Raw genomic sequence first — 18,548 nt, forward strand, 5'->3', positions numbered from 1 at the left:
AACTTTTAGGCATTTTAGTGGACTTCGGACAGAAATAATCTTTATTTTTGTCCCTTAATTTTTTAGCAAAGCCATGGTAGAGACAGGTAGGAAATACATATTCGATTTTGATAGTACCTTAACAAGGGTCGAAGCTTTAGATGTGCTGGCCGAAATGACCTTGGAAGGCAAGTCGGATCGAGACGAAATCGTTCGTCGTATTCAGGAGATTACAAATTTGGGAATTGATGGCGATATATCGTTTACCGAATCCTTGGAGCAACGTATAAAGTTGTTGAACGCCCATAAAGACGATTTAGGCCCCTTAGTAGAGGAGTTGCGTCATAAGATATCGAAGTCTATTGCTGCCAATAAAGATTTTTTCGAGAAATTTTCAGATGATATTTATGTGATTTCTTGTGGATTCAAAGAGTTTATCGATCCTATCGTCAAGGAGTACAATATTCCATCCGAAAGGGTTTATGCCAATACCTTTGAATTTGATGAAGAAGGAAATATTGTCGGGTTTGATTCAAAAAACGTACTTTCACAGCATAACGGAAAAATTGAATGTCTTAAGCAAATGAACCTTGAAGGCGAGGTTCAGGTTATTGGTGATGGTTATAGCGATTACGTTATGCGCGAAGCCGGAATTGCCGATAAATTCTTTGCTTATACCGAAAATGTACATCGCGAAAAAGCAGCCCAGAACGCTGACTATATAACTCCTAATATGGATGAATTTTTATTTGTGAACGATTTGCCACGTAATATATCATACCCAAAGAACAGAATCAAGATATTGCTTCTTGAAAATGTCCACCCAGCCGCTTTTAAGAATTTGTCTGAAGAAGGATTTTCGGTAGAACTTGTAAAACACAGTATACCGGAAGACGAACTGATAGAAAGAATAAAGGGGGTACACGTATTGGGTATTCGCTCTAAAACGCAAGTGACCCAAAAGGTATTGGATGCGGCCGACAAACTTATGGTGGTCGGTGCGTTTTGTATCGGTACTACCCAGATAGATTTGCAGTACGCCAAGAAAAAGGGGGTGGTAGTGTTCAATGCGCCGTATAGCAACACCCGTTCCGTGGTCGAGTTGGCCATTGGTGAGATCATCATGCTGATGCGAAGTGTTTTTGCCAGAAGTAGTGAGATCCACAACGGGCAATGGCAAAAAACGGCCGAAGGGTCAAGGGAAGTGCGTGGTAAGAACCTCGGAATTGTCGGCTATGGTAACATAGGGAAGCAACTTTCCATTTTGGCGGAAGCCGTGGGTATGCGTGTTTATTATTATGATGTTGACGATAAACTGTCAATGGGTAATGCTAAAAAATGCAATACCTTAGAAGATTTATTGAATGTTTCCGATGTAGTTACCTTACATATCGATGATAACAAGGCCAATAAGAATTTTATCGGTGAGCGTGAAATAAGCCAGATGAGAAATGGCGCCATGCTCATTAACTTGTCAAGAGGCTTCGTTGTCGATATCGATGCCTTGGCCAATGCCTTGAAATCAGGTAAACTTGCCGGTGCCGCCATAGATGTATATCCGGAAGAGCCGCGTAGCAACGGTGAGTTTTATACGCCGCTTCAAGGTTTGAAAAATGTAATACTTACGCCCCACGTTGGTGGTAGTACCGAAGAAGCGCAACGCGATATTGCCGATTTCGTTCCGAACAAGATTATGGATTATATCAATTCAGGGAATACTGTTGATGCGGTGAACTTCCCGAATATCCGTTTGCCAAAACAACGGAACGCACACCGTTTCTTGCATATACACAAGAATGTACCGGGTATTATGGCTAAGATCAATGAGGTATTGGCCAAATACGGCTTGAATATCTCCGGACAATATTTGTCTACGGATAGCGAGGTAGGCTATGTGATTACCGATTTGGATAAGGAATACAATAAAGATGTTATCAAAGCGCTCAAAAAAGTAGAGAACACTATTAAGTTTAGGGTTTTGTACTAGTCGTTGATACTGATACAGATGTTATATAAAAAACGGCTCTCTTTTACGAGGGCCGTTTTTATTTTTTATTGGTGGTGGTAGGGTTCGTTCCGTAAAATGGTGAAGGCTCGATAGATTTGTTCGACCACGAACAAGCGTACCATTTGGTGTGAAAAAGTCATTTTAGATAGGCTTATTTTTCCCTTGGCCTTTGCGTAAACTTCAGGACTGAAGCCATAAGGACCACCGATTACGAATACAAGCTGTTTTAGGCCCGAATTCATTTTCTTCTGTAAATAGGCCGAAAATTCTACCGAAGAATGCTGTCTTCCATTTTCGTCCAACAACACTAGTGCATCGGTCGGGCCGAGCTTTTTTAGGATCAGCTGGCCTTCTTTTTCCTTTTGTTGGGCTTCCGTGAGGTTTTTTGCGTTTTTTATGTCGGGAATAATCTCAAGTTCAAACTTTACATAGTGCTTTAGCCTGTTCTCGTACTCCGATATGAGCTGTAATAGGGACTTACTATCCGTTTTTCCTATTGCTATAAGTTTTATGGTCATGGGGCAAATATAATTTGAAATAATAAACTTCAAGAATAGGACGTATGGCAATACAAATAAATAAGCCTTGGGACAAGGTCAATAAACCCCGAACAATTTACTAATTTAGCTTTAAGTAAAATTCCAAGCATGATTTCCGAAGAACAGTTTCAAAAAGAAATAGATAATATTATAGCCAATGCCATTCGAGAAGATGTGGGCGATGGCGACCATAGCTCCTTGGCCTGTATTCCCGATACGGCTATGGGGAAGGCCAAGTTGTTGGTGAAAGATGAAGGTATTATTGCGGGTGTGGAGTTTGCTAAGCAGGTTTTTAAGTACGTAGATGCCGATATGGAGGTGGAAACACTGATAAACGATGGGTCGCCGGTGAAATATGGGGATATTGTCTTTTATGTTTCCGGAAGGTCCCAAAGTATTTTGAAAGCGGAGCGCTTGGTTTTGAACGCCATGCAGCGCATGAGTGCCATTGCGACCAAAACAAATTCCTTCGTTAAGTTATTGGAAGGAACGGGTACTAAAATTTTGGACACCCGAAAGACCACTCCGGGTATTCGTGCATTGGAGAAATGGGCCGTTAAGATTGGCGGGGGTGAAAACCATAGGTTTGCACTCTACGATATGATTATGCTCAAGGATAACCATATTGATTTTGCCGGGGGAATTGCTAAGGCCATTCAGAAAACGAAAGACTATTTACGGGAAACCGGCCGAGATCTAAAAATAATAGTGGAGGCACGCGATTTGGATGAAATAAAGCAAATTCTAGAGGCCGGAGGTGTATATCGCATTCTTATCGATAACTTTAATTATGAAGATACACGTAAGGCCGTTGCTATGATAGGTGATAGCTGTTTGACCGAGTCTTCTGGAGGTATCAATGAAGATACCCTTCGTAAGTATGCCGAGTGTGGGGTGAACTATATTTCTTCTGGAGCGCTTACCCATTCGGTGTTTAATAAGGATTTAAGCCTAAAAGCGGTATAAATGTCGCAAGAGATAGAAGAGAAAATCGATAAAATTCCGATAATCAATTGGTTGGCGCGCTTTTTTAAAGGGGTTAAGCTGCCTGGGTTTGAAGGGCTATCTCTGTACGACTTGTTGGAAATGTATGTTCATGGCATCATTCAAGGTGCTATTTCAACACGGGCCAGTTCTATTGCGTTTAGCCTATTTTTGGCATTGTTTCCTTTGTTGATATTTCTAATTACCCTAATCCCTTTTATCTTGCCCTATGTGAGTGTGGGCAATGAAAATTTCGATTCCCAGTTCCTGCTCTTTTTGGAGTCTTTTTTGCCCTCGGCCACGAGTGACTATTTTGGGGAGATTTACCAGCAGATCAAAGACCAAAAACAGGGAGGGCTCTTGTCTTCCGCTTTTTTCTTTTCCATTTTTTTAATGGCTAATGGGGTCAATGCCATCTTTGGGGGCTTTGAGAATTCGTACCATGTAGAGTTGACACGAAATTTCTTCCGCCAGTATATCTATGCCCTTATGGTGGGGTTGATTTTGTCAATATTGTTGATCGTTGGGGCTGTGGTCTATGGCTATTTCGAATTGTATATAATTGATTATCTTAGTGTGTGGGCCGCTAAAACTAGGGGGTACGACCTCACTCAGAATGATATTGTCGGTGCGAAAATAGGTAAGGTGCTGTTTTTTGTTCTTTTATCTTATTTTACCACGGCTATATTGTATTATTTTGGGACTACCGAGGGTAGGCACGCCCGATTTTTTTCGGTTGGGGCGCTTATGACCACGTTGTTGTTCATGTTGACCTCGTATTTATTTGGGGTTTATGTTGAAAAATTCGCCAGATACAACGAATTATACGGAGCTTTGGGAGGTTTGTTGATTCTTATGGTATATATCTGGTTAAATTCCAATATATTGCTGTTAGGGTTCGAGCTTAATGCTTCGTTGAACTCGTTAAGAAAAACATATACTAAGAAATGAGTACGAACGCAATTTTAAGTTTTTTTATATTTTTTATCATGCTATGCCCAATGGGGCGCTCACAAGGGGTTTTCGGTAAATGGAAGACCATTGATGACCGTACGGGCAAACCAAAGGCGATCATAGAGATTTATGAAGAGGATGGGAAGATGCACGGAAAGGTGATCGAAATCGTAGAAGAGGGCAAGGAGAATTTCGTGTGTACCAAATGTGAAGGTGAGCTAAAAGATAAGCCTGTATTGGGTATGACCATCATTGAAGGGGCGGAGCACCATGGAAATGGTGTCTATAAGGGAGATAAGCTCTTTGATCCCCAGCAGGCCATGACCTTTAGATGTAAAATTTGGCTCAATCCCGATAATCCTGATGAACTCAAAGTAAGGGGCTACTTGGCCTTTATTTATCGCACCCAGACTTGGATTCGTGTAGACGGGTAGAATTCCAAATAGAGTATGCAGTATTTTATCGATGTAATCTTACCGATTCCTTTAGAGAAACTTTTTACCTATGCCGTTTCCAAAGAAGAGGCGGAATTTTTGTGCCCGGGCATGCGGGTAGGGGTTCCCTTTGGAAAATCTAAAATTTATACAGCTTTGGTGTACCAGGTGCATACCGATGCGCCAAAGCTTTATGAGGCAAAGGAAATCGACCGTATACTTGACGAGCACCCTATCGTAAATACGGTTCAACTTAAACACTGGCAGTGGATTGCGGATTATTATATGTGTACCATTGGGGAGGTGTTCCGAAGTGCGGTGCCCGGTGCATTTTTATTGGAGAGCGAAACCCTTATCCTTCGTAATGATAAGGAGGAGGTAGATGAGTCTACTTTGGAGGATGATGAATTCTTGGTATACGAGGCCTTGCAGCATCAATCGGCGCTAAAGGTCCAAGAGGTAAGCGCCATTGTCGACCGAAAGAATATCTTGCCCGTATTGAATCGACTTATAGAAAAGAATGTCGTTCTTCTAAAAGAGGAAATGTACGAACAGTACAAGCCTAAACTCATACGGTATGTAAAGTTGGGGAAAGCATACCTCGAGGAGGCGAAATTGGAAGCCCTTCTGAACGATCTGTCGCGGGCCCCTAAGCAAAGCCAGGTCGTGTTGTCCCTCTTTCAATTGCAGGCTACCAGTAAAAAACCGATCAAGGTCACTGAACTCGAAAACATAAGCGGGGGCTCAAAATCGGTTATAAAGTCTCTTGTCAACAAAGGTATTTTAGAAGAGTATTTTATAAGGACCGACCGTGTCAACTATGAAGGGGATGAGGGTGGTGAGCTCAAGGCATTGAACGAATATCAGCAAAAGGCCTTTGATGATATTTCCGAAAGTTTTAAAGAGGATAAGGTTACCCTGCTGCACGGGGTTACGTCTTCGGGGAAAACCGAGGTCTATGTACGGTTGATAGAGGAATGTGTGCAAAGGGGGCAACAGGCCCTGTACCTCTTGCCGGAAATAGCGTTGACGACCCAATTGATTTCACGTCTGCAAGAATATTTTGGCGAGCTGGTTTCGGTCTTTCACTCTAAATATAGTGTTCAAGAGCGGGTGGAAGTGTATAATAATGTCCTGCTAAAGGAAAACAAGGCCCAGATTGTGATTGGGGCGCGTTCGGCCTTGTTCTTGCCCTTCTCCGATTTGGGCCTGATCATTGTAGATGAAGAGCACGAGAGTTCGTTCAAGCAGTTTGATCCCGCACCGAGATACCATGCAAGGGATGCGGCCGTAGTTTTGGCCAAACTGCACAAGGCCAATATTTTATTGGGGTCCGCTACGCCCAGTATAGAGAGTTTTTACAATGCGAAAATCGGTAAGTACGGCTATGCCGAGATCAGTCGGCGTTATGGCAATGTACTTATGCCCGATATAGAATTGGTAGATTTAAAGGAGCAGAGCCGAAAACGCCGGATGAAGGGGCATTTTTCGGAACGCTTGTTTCTCGGTATACAAGAAGCCCTTGAGGCCGGGGAGCAGGTTATACTGTTCCAGAATAGAAGAGGGTATGCGCCTATAGTGGAATGTACTACCTGTGGCCATTCCCCACAATGTCCTAACTGTGATGTCAGCTTAACGTATCACCAGTATAAAAAACAATTGAGGTGTCATTATTGCGGCTATCATATGGCATTGCAAAAGAGTTGTCAGGCGTGTGGAAGCCCTACCTTGGACACCAAAGGCTTTGGGACCGAACAGGTGGAGAAAGAGCTGGAGACCTTGTTCCCTGATGCCAAGACCTGGCGTATGGACTTAGATACGACCCGGGGCAAGCATGGCTATGAAAAAATCATTACCGCTTTTGAGCAGCAGGAGATGGATATTCTTGTAGGGACCCAAATGTTGACAAAGGGCTTGGATTTTAGAAATGTGAGCTTGGTGGGTATCATGAATGCCGACTCATTGTTGAACTTCCCGGATTACCGGGCCCACGAACGTTGTTTTCAACTGTTGACCCAAGTGGCCGGTCGCGCGGGCCGGACCAAGAAAAGGGGCAAGGTTTTGATCCAGAGTTATAACCCCTACCATCAGATACTACAGCAAGTGTCTACCCATGACTACGATAGTATGTTCAAAGAACAGCTATACGAGCGTGAGCAATATAAATATCCGCCCAACAATCGGGTCATTCGCATTACTTTTAAGCATAAGGAATACAATAAGCTAAACGAGGCCACCGAGTGGTTTGCCAAAGCGTTGCGAACCACTTTGGGGGGTAATGTACTCGGTCCTGAATATCCACCGGTGGCACGAGTGCGCAATCTGTATTTGAAGAATGTGCTGATAAAGATACCACATGCCCAATCGGCGGTAAAGACCAAGGCGGCTATCAAAAGAATTGAAAAATCTTTCCACTCCGTTGGTCAATACCGCAGTGTACGGGTTATATACAATGTGGACCATATTTAATCGGAAAGCAAAAAAAATCCCGAACATTGAAGAATGTTCGGGACTGATATTTTAAAAAGTAGAAGTGCTAGACATTGCTCAGTGCTTCTGCCAATTCGGTCTTCTTGTTCCTACTAAGAGGAATGGACCTTCCACTAACTTCAACGTTTTTACTGTTGAATTTTTCTATTTTCTCCAAATTCACAATATACGATTTGTGAATACGAAGGAATTTGTCTTCCGGTAATTGTTGCTCAAATGATTTCATGGTAGACAAGATAACGATGTTCGCTTCGTCGGTTACCAGTTTTATGTAGTCGCCAAGGGCTTCTATCCATTTGATATCGTTTAAGATTACCTTGCGTTTCTTAAGGTTGCTTTTGACAAAAATATGTTCTTCGTCTTCCTGTACCTGGTTCATTTGCTCGTATTTGGCAACAGCTCTTTTAACGGAGGCATCAAATCGGGCAAGTGTAATAGGTTTGTGTAAATAATCGGTTACATCGTAATCGAATGCCTTTAGGGCATAATCGGGTTTACCGGTAATCAAAATTACTTGCGGACTATTTTCTAGGGATTCGAGTAGGTCGAATCCACTAATAATAGGCATTTCAACATCAAGAAAAATAAGATCGATCTCGTTGTTCTTAATACCATTTTTGGCTTCGATCGCATTACTGTATTCGGCCACCATAGCAAGGTTGGGATGGCTGTTTACCAGTTTCGCGACCGCCATTCGCTGCATGGACGAATCGTCTACGATAATACTTCTTAATTTCATAAATGGGTCGATTTGTGGGGTTAAATCATCGACAAAATACTAAAAAATCCGTCGAAAATACAACATTGTTGTAAACTTGACCTCCTTTTTTGTGTTATTTGCAATGACATTAGGTTAAGATTTGGTTATGTAAGATGTTAGGTTTATCAATCTATAACGAAGAAATTTCCATTTTCTTGTAAAGTCTGATAAATATTCTTATTTTTGCGATCCTAAAAAATATACATTTATGAACCATTACGAAACTGTTTTCATTTTGAATCCCGTGCTTTCTGATGATCAGATAGCGGAAACAGTTAAGAAATTTGAGGATTTCTTAATTAAGAATGGCGCCAAAATGGTCTCCAAAGAAAACTGGGGGCTTAAAAAATTGGCCTATGCCATACAGCACAAAAAAAGTGGGTTTTACCACTTGTTCGAATTTACCGCTCCTGGTGAAGTCATTACTCCTTACGAGCAAGAGTTCAAAAGGGATGAGCGTATCATGCGCTTCTTGACGGTTAAACTGGACAAGCACGCTATTGAGTGGGCTGAGAAAAGAAGAACAAGGTTAAAAGCTAAAGCTTAAGGAATTATGGCAACATTACAACAACAGGCAAAAGGAAAAAAAGACGGTGAAATCCGTTATTTGACCCCATTGAACATTGAGACCAATACTAAAAAGAAGTATTGCCGTTTCAAGAAATCAGGTATTAAATATATCGATTACAAAGACGCGGACTTTTTGATGAAGTTGGTAAACGAGCAAGGTAAATTGTTACCTAGAAGACTTACCGGTACTTCTTTGAAATACCAACGCAAAGTGGCTCAAGCGGTCAAAAGAGCACGTCATTTGGCTTTGATGCCGTACGTAGGCGATCTATTAAAATAAATTTAAGGCAAGATGGAACTTATACTAAAACAAGACGTAGAGCATTTAGGCTTTAAAGATGATATCGTAGACGTAAAGAATGGCTACGGAAGAAATTACCTTATTCCGAGAGGTTTGGCTACTATGGCTACACCTTCTGCAAAAAAGGTATTGGAAGAGAACTTGAAACAGAGAGCTCACAAAGAGAAGAAAATTGTTGATGCAGCTACTAAAACTGCTGAAGCACTTAAAGCTCTTGAGATGAAGATTTCTGCCAAGACTGGTGCAGCCGACAAATTGTTCGGTTCTGTTACTACCATCGATCTTGCTGAAGCCCTTGAGAAAGAAGGTCACGCTATCGATAAAAAGTTCATTAGCATTCAAGGTGGTGCCGTAAAACGTACAGGTCCTTACAATGCACAGATCAGATTACACAGGGAAGTGGTTGTAGATTTCCCTTTTGAGGTGGTTGCCGACAAGAAATAACGGTTAATAACACCATGATAACTTCAAAGAGCTATGCCTGCATAGCTCTTTTTTTTTGCCCTATTTTTGTAAGACTAACACAAACAGATGATTATGTCTTACAAACTCCATTTTAGCTTTTTGCTGCTCTTTTCGTTTTTTACGGCAGTATCTCAGGTGACTACTTCGAACATGTCAGGTTCGGTGGTCGATGATCAAAATCAACCCTTGCTGGGGGCCAATGTTGTAGCGGTGCACACGCCAACGGGCACTAAATATGGTGCTATCACCAACGAAGATGGTCTATTTAGAATACTTAACCTTAGGGTGGGTGGGCCTTATACGGTTACAGTTTCTTATGTTGGTTTTAAGCCACATAGTCTAACTAATGTGTATTTGTCATTAGGGGAAACATTTAATGCAAACATAAACTTAACAAGTGAAAGTCAGGCGTTGGACGAAGTAGTTGTCGTTTCTGATAGGTCCGGGACATTTAATGGTGACAGAACTGGTGCGGAAACAAGCGTAGGTAGAAGGGAATTAACGCGCTTGCCTACCATTTCTCGTTCTGCTCAAGATTTTACTAGGTTAGAGCCAACGGCCAGTGGTAATTCTTTTGGTGGACGTAACGGAAAATTCAATAACTTCTCACTGGATGGCGCAATATTCAATAACCCTTTTGGTTTGGATGCAGCCACCCCAGGCGGACAAACAGATTCGCAACCAATTTCCTTAGATGCCATAGAGCAAATACAAGTCTCTACCGCTCCTTATGATGTAACTCAATCCGGTTTTACCGGTGCAGCTGTTAACGCCGTAACCAAAAGTGGTAGTAACGAGTTTCATGGAACCGTATATGGTTTTACGAGAAATGAAAGTTTAACCGGAGGTAAAATAAAAGGGGAGGATGTTACAAAACCGGATTTGAATCAGAATCAATATGGAGTAAGTATAGGTGGACCTATAGTTAAGGATAAATTGTTCTTTTTTGCAAATTTTGAAAAAGATGATCGCGATGACTTGGGAACAAATGGTTGGGTTCCAAACAGTGGGTCAGGTGCTATTAATGAATCTAGAGTTTTGGAGAGTGATTTGATTTCTGTTCAATCAGCCCTTGCGGCCGCGGGTTATAATACCGGTTCATATGATGGCTTTACGCATGCTTCGGAATCGACCAAAGGTATTTTTAAGTTAGATTGGAACATTAATGATGATCATCGCTTAGCGGTTATATATAATTTTTTAAGGGCATCTAAGGAAAAACCGGCGCATCCAACCGCTATTAATACGAGAGGACCTAATGCAAATACATTGCAGTTTCAGAATTCGGGATATGAGATTAACAACAACTTAAATTCTTTTCAGTTAGAATTAAATTCAACGTTTTCTTCAACGACTACAAACAAGTTGCAAGTTGGGTTTACTCATTTTGATGATTTTAGAAACCCGTTCTCTACACCTGCTCCAGTAATAAATATTACAAAAGATGGCTCGCCTTATATTATAGCTGGTCATGAACCCTTTTCTATTAATAATAAATTAGATCAAAAAGTTTTTCAGGTTACAAATAACATGAATTTCTTTAAAGGTAATCATACATATACAGTTGGATTTTCTTTTGAGAAATTTCAGTTTGACAATTCATTTAATTTAAAAGGCTATGGCTTTGATGTCTTTGGTAGTGTAGATATTGCGGATTTTGATGCAAGTAATTATGACTTTGCTGCGGCGCAAGCTACTTTTAATACTAAAAATGCTTTAGGTGATGGAGCAGATGGAGGATGGTTGTTGGCCGAAACAAATGTCGGTCAATTAGCTTTTTATGTACAAGACGAGTGGAATATATCTGAAAAATTCAGATTGACTTATGGCATACGTATGGATAAACCTCTATTTTTTGATACAGCGGATAAAGCCCAGGAATTTATTGATACGGATAATGGTGAGATATATCTACCGGATACGGAATATTTTGACCCGGAAACGGGAGAAGCTTTGTTGATTGATTCTACAGAAATGCCTAACAACGATTGGTTGATATCTCCAAGAGTTGGTTTCAACTACGATATAAAGGGAGATAATACATTTAAGCTAAGGGGGGGCACAGGTGTGTTTACGGGTCGTTTTCCTTTTGTTTGGGTAGGTAACCAAGTAAGTGGTGTAGATGCCTTTTTCTATCAGGCCGTAGATCCAGATTTTAAATTTCCCCAAGTTTGGAGAACCAACATTGGTGTAGATAAACGTTTGGATAATGGTCTTGTTCTAACTGCAGATCTGTCTTATACGAAAGATATAAATGGTGTTCACGTTCAGAATTGGGGTTTGAAAGAGCCTTCAGGACAATTGCAAGGAGTTGATAATAGGGCAGTTTATTTAGACGGTGACCACGCAAAGGCTACATTACCTTGGGGTGATGTTGTTAATGGAAACGCTTTTGTAATGACGAATTCTGACACAGGAAGAATCTGGAATGCTTCTTTAAAAGCTGAAAAGTCCTTTACCAATGGATTGTATACCATGTTGGCATATAGCTTCTTGGATTCTAGGGATGTAAATTCAATTGAAGCAGAGATAACAGGAGATGCTTTTGCAGGAAACCCGGCTTTAGGTAATGTAAACAATGATGTTTTGGCCCATTCCAAGTATGGTGACAAACATCGTTTTATTGGAGTTGCAAGTAAAAAGTGGGACTACGGCAACGATAAATGGTCCACTACACTCTCTACCTTCTTTGAGTATGCACAAGGCGCACGTTTTAACTATACTTATGGAGGAGATATTAACGGAGACGGTTCTAGTATTAATGATTTAATTTATGTTCCTACATCCGATGAAATAGGTTTAATGCAATTTTCAAGGACTGGTGATGCTGCCAATTTAGAAAATTATATTTCCCAAGATGATTATTTAAAAGAGAGAAGAGGGGATTATGCTGAAAGATATGGGGCAATATCTCCTTGGAGAGGTAAATGGGATGTTAAGTTGTTACAGGATTATAGAATAAAATGTAGCAATGGTAAAACAAATACCATACAGTTGAGTTTTGATGTTTTGAATATCGGGAATATGATAAACTCTGATTGGGGTATTATTCAACAGCCAAATAGCGAGCAACTTTTAGGAGTTGGTTTTGATGATACTGGAGCTCCAGTTTATACTTTTAATGGAGATCAAAATAGTACAACTTTTGGTTATGACTCTAGTTTGGCATCTAGATGGCAGGCTCAGGTTGGTTTACGTTATATTTTCTAAATTAACTTAAGATTTATAAGATTTAGGCCGTACGTTTCGTACGGCCTTTTTATTTTTGCAGCATGAAATACATGAGGCTTACCAAGCAGCAATTAGAAGAGCTGCATCAAGAGTTTATCAACTTTTTGGCAACACAATCGATTACCGCCGATGAATGGCAAGATATTAAAACGAACCGTCCCCAAGTGGCCGAAGATGAAATTGATGTCTTTAGCGATTTGGTCTGGGAAGGCGTATTGACCAAAGTGGAGTATTTAGAGAATATTTCCGAAAAACAGATGCATCTGTTTCATTTGACGGAAAAGGAAATGAAGCTATTGTCGGTAAAGGTCATGAACCCTGAAATCGATTTGACCACGAGTCTCGGTTTTTCTTGGTTCAAGAAAAACTGGCAGTCCGATTTTGTGGAATACCTTGCAGCATCAAAGGCCTATTCCGAAGATAAGAACTTAGATAAATTCAAGCTGATTCAGCAAGGGGCCGTTATTACCAAGGGAGAACTGTACCAATGGTTCGATAAGCTTATAGAGGTTTAAGCTGACCAACATTTTAAGAACACTCCAATTCCGGAAAGAGGCGGGTAGGGAATGTCTAGATAAAACGGCACTGCTCTTTCTAAAATTTTATATTTGCACCACAACTACATCCAATGGCACAAAAACCAAGCATACCTAAGGGAACAAGGGATTTTACCCCTTCCGAAGTCATCAAACGGAATTATATTTTTGACATCGTAAAAAAGCATTTTCAGACCTTTGGTTTTCAGCCAATTGAAACGCCTTCTTTTGAAAATTCAGATACCCTTATGGGAAAATACGGCGATGAAGGGGATCGCTTGATTTTTAAGATTTTGAATTCAGGTCCTTTTTTAAGGAATATTGATAAATCATTTGTGAAGAAGATTCAGTGTCAAGAGTCTGAAATTAGTGAGTTTATTAATTTCTTGAAAAATGAAGAGGACCCAAAAATGCTTAAAGAAGATGCTATTATAGATATTCAAAAATCTGAACTAAAAAGTGAAATATATAATCTTCTTAAAGAGTCAGATTATAACCTTAATTCGGATCACTTTATCATTGGCAGAAATCAAATATTAACCAAGTTTCAGCAAAAAATCTTAGCAAATTCTTCTAAGCTAGTTAGCGCTTCAATATCCGAAAAAGCACTACGCTACGACCTAACAGTACCCTTTGCCCGCTATGTGGTCATGCATCAGAATGAAATTGATTTCCCGTTCAAGCGGTACCAAATTCAGCCGGTTTGGCGTGCCGATAGGCCCCAAAAAGGCCGTTTTCGCGAGTTTTACCAGTGCGATGCCGATGTGGTCGGGTCTGATTCCCTATTGCAGGAAATAGAACTGGTGCAGCTGTACGATGCCGTTTTTACCGAATTGAAGTTAGAGGGTGTCAATATCAAATTGAACAACAGAAAAATTCTTTCGGGTATCGCCGAGGTGATCGGGGCACAGCACCTTTTGATCGACTTTACCGTGGCTTTGGACAAGCTTGATAAGATAGGGGAAGAAGGCGTGAAGAAGGAAATGGCGGAAAGGGGACTCACTCCCGAGGCCATAGCCAAGGTAGAGCCACTTTTCTCACTTTCAGGAAGTAACCTCGATCAACTTCAGGCCTTAAAAGAACTCTTGAAAGATTCGGAAACCGGAAGCAAAGGGGTGGAAGAGCTTACTTTCATTGTGAGTACCATTGAAGAAATGGGACTTCAGTCCGCCAATCTTTCTATTGATGTAACCTTGGCGCGCGGACTAAACTATTATACCGGTGCTATTTTTGAGGTAGCGGCGCCAAAGGGTGTTAAAATGGGATCTATAGGTGGCGGTGGCCGCTACGACGACCTTACCGGTATTTTTGGTTTAAAGGATGTGAGCGGCGTCGGTATTTCCTTTGGACTTGACCGTATTTATTTGGTGTTGGAGGAATTGGGATTTTTTCCCGAGAGCATCGACAGGTCGTTACAGGTACTTTGCTTGAATTTTGGCGACAAGGAAGCCTTGGTCGCATTAAAACTGGTGTCCGCCCTGCGAAAAAAAGGAGTGAAAGCCGATGTGTATCCTTCAAAGGCAAAAATCCAGAAACAATTTAAATACGCCAATAACCGCAACGTACCTTATGTGATCTTGATAGGTGAAAAAGAGCTGGAGGAAAATTCCTTTGTCGTCAAGCGCATGGAAAGCGGTGACCAGCAAACCTATGCCCTTGATGCCGTAGGTGATTTTGTAGCGGACCTATAAGCGTTTTTTGATTTCCTTTATAACGGTTTTGTAGTATTCAATGCTGTGGGGAACGTATTTGCCCAAGTTGGCGAGTCCCCATGTCTCCTGGGAAAATTGGATCAAGGATATCAGCTTGAGGTCTTCTACTTCGCTCTCTTGCTTTTTAAGGTGGTGGAGGGGTTCTTTGAGTTCACATAAAAACGTATGGTGAAACTCATAATCCATGAGCTCGTCGGAAGGTTTTTGCATGGATTTAAAGACGCCTATTTTTTCGAGGGCTTCCGGTGGTACGGTAAGTCCGATTTCTTCTTGAATTTCCCGAATTGCCGAAATCTCAATAGCTTCGCCTGCCCCTATATGGCCCGCGACGGAGACGTCCCAGAGCAAGGGGTGTATGTCCTTGGTTCTGGCCCTTTGCTGCAGGAGAAGGCGTCCGTTGGCGGTGTAGAGCCAAATATGCACGGTGGGGTGAAACCATCCTTTACGGTGGGCCTCCGATTTCATTGCTGTTTTGCCCGTAGGCTTTCCTTCGGAATCAAGAATATCTATTAATTCGTCCATAACCAAAAAAATAAACCCTCCTTTTTCAAGGAGGGTTGTAGTTTGTTTAATCGAAATAGCTGAAAGTTTCCCCGTCCTTAATATTCAAGAGGGTTTCATAAATCAACCTGATTACGTTTTCAACATCGTCTTTGTGAACCATTTCTACCGTGGTGTGCATATAGCGCAGGGGTAAAGAGATCAAGGCCGAAGCTACGCCGCCGTTACTGTAGGCAAAAGCATCGGTATCGGTTCCGGTAGCCCTGGAGGCGGCCATACGTTGAAACGGAATTTTGTTGGCTTCCGCGGTTTCCAAGATGCGTTCGCGCAATTTGTTCTGAACGGCCGGGGCGTAAGAAATTACGGGGCCTGCACCGATTTCGGTATGACCTTGGGTCTTTTTGTCGATCATCGGGGTAGTGGTGTCGTGGCAGACATCCGTAATGATAGCAACGTTCGGTTTTATGGTCTGGGTGATCATTTCTGCACCACGAAGGCCTATTTCTTCCTGAACGGCATTGGTAATGTAAAGGCCGAAAGGTAGTTTTTTCTTGTTCTCGTGAAGTAGGCGGGCCACTTCGGCAACCATAAAACCACCGGCCCGGTTGTCGATGGCGCGGCAGACAAATTTGTCACCGTTCAGTATCTGGAACTCGTCGGGGTAGGTAATGACGCATCCTACATGAACGCCCATTTTTTCTACTTCCTCTTTATCCTTGGCCCCTATGTCTATAAAGATATTATCTAGTTTCGGAGGGGTTTCCTTTCCTTTGTCGCGTGTGTGAATGGCAGGCCATCCGAAGACACCTTTGACCATTCCGTTCTTGGTGTGGATGTTAACCCATTTTGATGGGGCTATCTGATGATCGCTTCCACCGTTTCTGATAACATAGAGCAAACCATTGTCGGTAATGTAGTTTACATACCAAGAGATTTCATCGGAATGCCCCTCGATGACCACCTTGAATTTGGCATCAGGGTTGATGACGCCGACCGCCGTACCGTAAGTGTCGGTAATAAAAGTGTCGACATAGGGTTTTAGGTAATCCATCCATATTTTCTGACCTTCCCATTCGTAGCCTGTAGGGGCCGCGTTGTTCAGGTATTTTTCAAAAAAATCGATTGATTTTTTGGTAAGTATTTTCTTTGTAGCCATTAAGTTTATATTTAAATACGAATTTACTAATATTCACTTTTAATTAATAATAAGCGGTCTTAATTATCGTTAATTTTGTAGGGCTTTTGTTTATAGCGTGCCATGAAAAATACGATTCTAACTTTATTTTTGATCAACCTCTTTTTTTGGGGGTATGCCCAAGTGGAAGAACAGCCATTGGACTCGGTTACCGAAAAGATGATTATACTGGAAGGTGACTCTATTTTTCGGAATTCCATCGATCTTGATGAAGTATATCTGTTCGGAAAACTAAAATTCTCTTCTTATCAAGATAAACTGCGGTATTATATATTGCGGAGAAAAACCATAAAAGTATATCCGTACGCTAAATTGGCCGCCGAACGTTTGGTTGAACTTACCGATAGTATCACCAAAATCAAAAAAAAGAGACATCAGAAGAGGTACACCAAAGAGGTGCAGAAGTTTATTGAAGAGGAGTTTTCTGAAGAACTAAAAAAACTCACCCGAACCGAAGGTCAAATTTTGGTAAAATTGATATACCGCCAAACCGGGGAAACGGCATTCGATCTGGTCAAGGAGCTGAGAAGCGGTTGGCGCGCATTTTGGTACAACACTACCGCTAGTATGTTCAGTATTAGCCTAAAGGAAAGGTTTCAGCCCGATAAGGTACATGAAGATTACTTGATAGAGGATATCCTGCAGCGTGCCTTTTCCGATTTTAGGCTTGAACGCCAAGAATCGGTACTGGACTATGACTACGCCCAGTTGAGCAATAAATGGGGCAAAGTAGGTAATAAGCATTAGATGCTCATTTTTTTGTTTTCTTCCCGAAAAGCGATTCCATAATAAGTTTGAGGCTGTAAAAAGCCATGACTATAGCGGCAATTGCAAAAATAAACCCTAATATAAGAACAGGCCAGTACAAAGGGTGTCCTTGGTTTTTAAAGGCTTGGTAAATAACACCGGGGGCCAGAAACATCAAAGCAATGGTGTAGGCGATGTGTTTAATACCCTTTACGAGTAATTCTTTGTCCGTTCTCTTTTGAGACATGTGTAGGGGGGCTTCTTTAGGTTCTGTAAACTATTTTATTCAACTGCAATGGTATTGGTAAAGGTCTGGCATACGGCGAAGTATCCCAGTGCAAAATTGTCTTGGTCAACAATTGAGGCAAGGTCGTCTAGTTCCGAAAGGTCTTCAATTCCCGTGACGTTCACGATATTGCCGCGAACCGTGGCCGATGGTGTTTGAAAGGGACCTTGGTCACCGCCCGATTGAACGATCAATTGGTTCATATAATTGTAGAACGACTGATCCACACCCATAATACTGACCTCTATATTCATGCCCTCGGTTACATTGTCATCATAAAAATAAGAGAATTCAAAGGTACGGCCAGGGTAAAAAGTGTCTTCGGTGACCAGGTATTCGTTGAAATCAAAGTCGAACAGATAAAAATCGGTACGATCGGGCTGGTCTTTAAAAGCTACGATAATTTCGGTCTCGTCTCCTGAAAAAAGCGTAGCGTCACCTTGTACGAGCTTGTCTATGGGTACTGTAGGGACATAGGTAGTGCGTGCTGCATATTGTTCGCCTTGGTATTCCATATAAAGGATAAGTTCGCCCGAGGTCATAAAATCAATAGTGGTATCACCTTGGTAAATACCACTACCGTTGTACGTACTAAAAAGATTTATGGTTTCTCGGGTCTCTACATTGGTAAGGCTGATCAGGTCGAGTTCTACGGGTTCTATAGATTCAAAAAAGTTACTGGAGGCACTTACCCTTACTTCGGCCGTATAGGAGGTAGAGGCTTCTGTAGTATTGATACGCATTAGGGCGTCGACACTCAACCGGGGTTTGTCGGTGGGGACATCTATTTCGACCACATCTTCACAGGCCGTGAAAAAAGGAAGCATACAAAGTATATAGATCAGTTTTTTCATGG

General features: G+C 41.6%; 18 protein-coding genes. 12 read left to right on the plus strand and 6 right to left on the minus strand.

Going from position 1 to position 18,548, the window contains the following annotated elements:
* Positions 1-73: 73 nt before the first annotated feature.
* Positions 74-1,966: a phosphoglycerate dehydrogenase gene (serA, locus tag B4Q04_RS13335; RefSeq protein WP_013991420.1), complete on the plus strand. Its 1,893-nt coding sequence runs from the start codon at positions 74-76 to the stop codon at positions 1,964-1,966.
* A gap of 65 nt (positions 1,967-2,031) precedes the next feature.
* Here the strand turns inward: serA and rlmH are convergent, their stop codons facing one another.
* Entirely contained in the window at positions 2,032-2,505 is a 474-nt protein-coding gene (rlmH, locus tag B4Q04_RS13340; RefSeq protein ID WP_013991419.1) for a 23S rRNA (pseudouridine(1915)-N(3))-methyltransferase RlmH, read from the minus strand.
* A gap of 129 nt (positions 2,506-2,634) precedes the next feature.
* Between rlmH and nadC the strand changes: the two genes are divergently transcribed.
* From nadC to priA, 4 genes are read left to right on the plus strand one after another with little or no spacing between them, the layout of a single operon-like run.
* Positions 2,635-3,492 (plus strand): carboxylating nicotinate-nucleotide diphosphorylase, encoded by an 858-nt coding sequence (gene nadC / locus B4Q04_RS13345; protein ID WP_088697090.1) that lies wholly within the window; start codon positions 2,635-2,637, stop codon positions 3,490-3,492.
* Positions 3,493-4,461, plus strand: coding sequence for a YihY/virulence factor BrkB family protein (locus B4Q04_RS13350; RefSeq protein WP_013991417.1), 969 nt, complete (start codon positions 3,493-3,495; stop codon positions 4,459-4,461).
* Positions 4,458-4,898 carry a DUF2147 domain-containing protein gene (locus B4Q04_RS13355; RefSeq protein WP_013991416.1) on the plus strand — a complete coding sequence of 147 codons (441 nt, stop codon included), beginning with the start codon at positions 4,458-4,460 and terminating at the stop codon, positions 4,896-4,898. The genes B4Q04_RS13350 and B4Q04_RS13355 overlap by 4 nt, the downstream gene beginning before the upstream one ends.
* A gap of 15 nt (positions 4,899-4,913) precedes the next feature.
* Positions 4,914-7,367: a primosomal protein N' gene (priA, locus tag B4Q04_RS13360; protein WP_088697091.1), complete on the plus strand. Its 2,454-nt coding sequence runs from the start codon at positions 4,914-4,916 to the stop codon at positions 7,365-7,367.
* Between the two features lie 67 nt (positions 7,368-7,434).
* Here priA and B4Q04_RS13365 read toward each other — a convergent pair whose 3' ends face one another.
* Entirely contained in the window at positions 7,435-8,127 is a 693-nt protein-coding gene (locus B4Q04_RS13365; protein WP_013991414.1) for a LytR/AlgR family response regulator transcription factor, read from the minus strand.
* Positions 8,128-8,356: 229 nt separating this feature from the next.
* Here B4Q04_RS13365 and rpsF point away from each other — a divergent pair, with 229 nt between their 5' ends.
* The 6 genes from rpsF (at position 8,357) to hisS (ending at position 14,942) form a co-directional block, all read left to right on the plus strand.
* Positions 8,357-8,695: a 30S ribosomal protein S6 gene (gene rpsF, locus B4Q04_RS13370; RefSeq protein ID WP_013991413.1), complete on the plus strand. Its 339-nt coding sequence runs from the start codon at positions 8,357-8,359 to the stop codon at positions 8,693-8,695.
* 6 nt (positions 8,696-8,701) lie between these two features.
* Positions 8,702-8,998 (plus strand): 30S ribosomal protein S18, encoded by a 297-nt coding sequence (gene rpsR / locus B4Q04_RS13375; protein WP_013991412.1) that lies wholly within the window; start codon positions 8,702-8,704, stop codon positions 8,996-8,998.
* 12 nt (positions 8,999-9,010) lie between these two features.
* On the plus strand, positions 9,011-9,463 hold the full coding sequence (rplI, locus tag B4Q04_RS13380; protein WP_013991411.1) for a 50S ribosomal protein L9: 453 nt from the start codon (positions 9,011-9,013) through the stop codon (positions 9,461-9,463).
* Between the two features lie 93 nt (positions 9,464-9,556).
* Positions 9,557-12,694 (plus strand): TonB-dependent receptor, encoded by a 3,138-nt coding sequence (locus B4Q04_RS13385; protein WP_088697092.1) that lies wholly within the window; start codon positions 9,557-9,559, stop codon positions 12,692-12,694.
* A 62-nt stretch (positions 12,695-12,756) separates the two neighbouring features.
* Positions 12,757-13,230: a DUF6495 family protein gene (locus B4Q04_RS13390; RefSeq protein ID WP_013991409.1), complete on the plus strand. Its 474-nt coding sequence runs from the start codon at positions 12,757-12,759 to the stop codon at positions 13,228-13,230.
* A 113-nt stretch (positions 13,231-13,343) separates the two neighbouring features.
* Positions 13,344-14,942 carry a histidine--tRNA ligase gene (gene hisS / locus B4Q04_RS13395; RefSeq protein WP_088697093.1) on the plus strand — a complete coding sequence of 533 codons (1,599 nt, stop codon included), beginning with the start codon at positions 13,344-13,346 and terminating at the stop codon, positions 14,940-14,942.
* Here the strand turns inward: hisS and B4Q04_RS13400 are convergent.
* On the minus strand, positions 14,937-15,485 hold the full coding sequence (locus B4Q04_RS13400) for an NUDIX hydrolase (protein WP_013991407.1): 549 nt from the start codon (positions 15,483-15,485) through the stop codon (positions 14,937-14,939). The two genes, hisS and B4Q04_RS13400, sit on opposite strands and share 6 nt — an antisense overlap.
* Before the next feature lie 46 nt (positions 15,486-15,531).
* Positions 15,532-16,620, minus strand: coding sequence for a M42 family metallopeptidase (locus tag B4Q04_RS13405; protein ID WP_088697094.1), 1,089 nt, complete (start codon positions 16,618-16,620; stop codon positions 15,532-15,534).
* Positions 16,621-16,722: 102 nt separating this feature from the next.
* Between B4Q04_RS13405 and B4Q04_RS13410 the strand changes: the two genes are divergently transcribed.
* Positions 16,723-17,406, plus strand: a complete 684-nt coding sequence (locus B4Q04_RS13410) for a DUF4294 domain-containing protein (RefSeq protein ID WP_088697095.1) — start codon at positions 16,723-16,725, stop codon at positions 17,404-17,406.
* A 4-nt stretch (positions 17,407-17,410) separates the two neighbouring features.
* On the opposite strand, the gene B4Q04_RS13415 is transcribed toward B4Q04_RS13410, so the two are convergent.
* Together B4Q04_RS13415 and B4Q04_RS13420 are read right to left on the minus strand one after the other, a co-directional pair.
* On the minus strand, positions 17,411-17,653 hold the full coding sequence (locus tag B4Q04_RS13415; protein WP_013991404.1) for a DUF6095 family protein: 243 nt from the start codon (positions 17,651-17,653) through the stop codon (positions 17,411-17,413).
* Between the two features lie 35 nt (positions 17,654-17,688).
* Entirely contained in the window at positions 17,689-18,546 is an 858-nt protein-coding gene (locus B4Q04_RS13420; protein WP_088697096.1) for a DUF4249 family protein, read from the minus strand.
* Positions 18,547-18,548: the final 2 nt, after the last annotated feature.

Source organism: Zobellia sp. OII3, assembly GCF_002211465.1.
In the GTDB taxonomy this organism is placed as follows: domain Bacteria; phylum Bacteroidota; class Bacteroidia; order Flavobacteriales; family Flavobacteriaceae; genus Zobellia; species Zobellia galactanivorans.

What these genes read in the sequence shown, in the direction of transcription:
- serA (WP_013991420.1), top strand. Translation starts at nt 74, where the DNA reads ATGGTAGAGACAGGTAGGAAATACATATTCGATTTTGATAGTACCTTA.
- rlmH (WP_013991419.1), bottom strand. Translation starts at nt 2,505, where the DNA reads ATGACCATAAAACTTATAGCAATAGGAAAAACGGATAGTAAGTCCCTA.
- nadC (WP_088697090.1), top strand. Translation starts at nt 2,635, where the DNA reads ATGATTTCCGAAGAACAGTTTCAAAAAGAAATAGATAATATTATAGCC.
- B4Q04_RS13350 (WP_013991417.1), top strand. Translation starts at nt 3,493, where the DNA reads ATGTCGCAAGAGATAGAAGAGAAAATCGATAAAATTCCGATAATCAAT.
- B4Q04_RS13355 (WP_013991416.1), top strand. Translation starts at nt 4,458, where the DNA reads ATGAGTACGAACGCAATTTTAAGTTTTTTTATATTTTTTATCATGCTA.
- priA (WP_088697091.1), top strand. Translation starts at nt 4,914, where the DNA reads ATGCAGTATTTTATCGATGTAATCTTACCGATTCCTTTAGAGAAACTT.
- B4Q04_RS13365 (WP_013991414.1), bottom strand. Translation starts at nt 8,127, where the DNA reads ATGAAATTAAGAAGTATTATCGTAGACGATTCGTCCATGCAGCGAATG.
- rpsF (WP_013991413.1), top strand. Translation starts at nt 8,357, where the DNA reads ATGAACCATTACGAAACTGTTTTCATTTTGAATCCCGTGCTTTCTGAT.
- rpsR (WP_013991412.1), top strand. Translation starts at nt 8,702, where the DNA reads ATGGCAACATTACAACAACAGGCAAAAGGAAAAAAAGACGGTGAAATC.
- rplI (WP_013991411.1), top strand. Translation starts at nt 9,011, where the DNA reads ATGGAACTTATACTAAAACAAGACGTAGAGCATTTAGGCTTTAAAGAT.
- B4Q04_RS13385 (WP_088697092.1), top strand. Translation starts at nt 9,557, where the DNA reads ATGTCTTACAAACTCCATTTTAGCTTTTTGCTGCTCTTTTCGTTTTTT.
- B4Q04_RS13390 (WP_013991409.1), top strand. Translation starts at nt 12,757, where the DNA reads ATGAAATACATGAGGCTTACCAAGCAGCAATTAGAAGAGCTGCATCAA.
- hisS (WP_088697093.1), top strand. Translation starts at nt 13,344, where the DNA reads ATGGCACAAAAACCAAGCATACCTAAGGGAACAAGGGATTTTACCCCT.
- B4Q04_RS13400 (WP_013991407.1), bottom strand. Translation starts at nt 15,485, where the DNA reads ATGGACGAATTAATAGATATTCTTGATTCCGAAGGAAAGCCTACGGGC.
- B4Q04_RS13405 (WP_088697094.1), bottom strand. Translation starts at nt 16,620, where the DNA reads ATGGCTACAAAGAAAATACTTACCAAAAAATCAATCGATTTTTTTGAA.
- B4Q04_RS13410 (WP_088697095.1), top strand. Translation starts at nt 16,723, where the DNA reads ATGAAAAATACGATTCTAACTTTATTTTTGATCAACCTCTTTTTTTGG.
- B4Q04_RS13415 (WP_013991404.1), bottom strand. Translation starts at nt 17,653, where the DNA reads ATGTCTCAAAAGAGAACGGACAAAGAATTACTCGTAAAGGGTATTAAA.
- B4Q04_RS13420 (WP_088697096.1), bottom strand. Translation starts at nt 18,546, where the DNA reads ATGAAAAAACTGATCTATATACTTTGTATGCTTCCTTTTTTCACGGCC.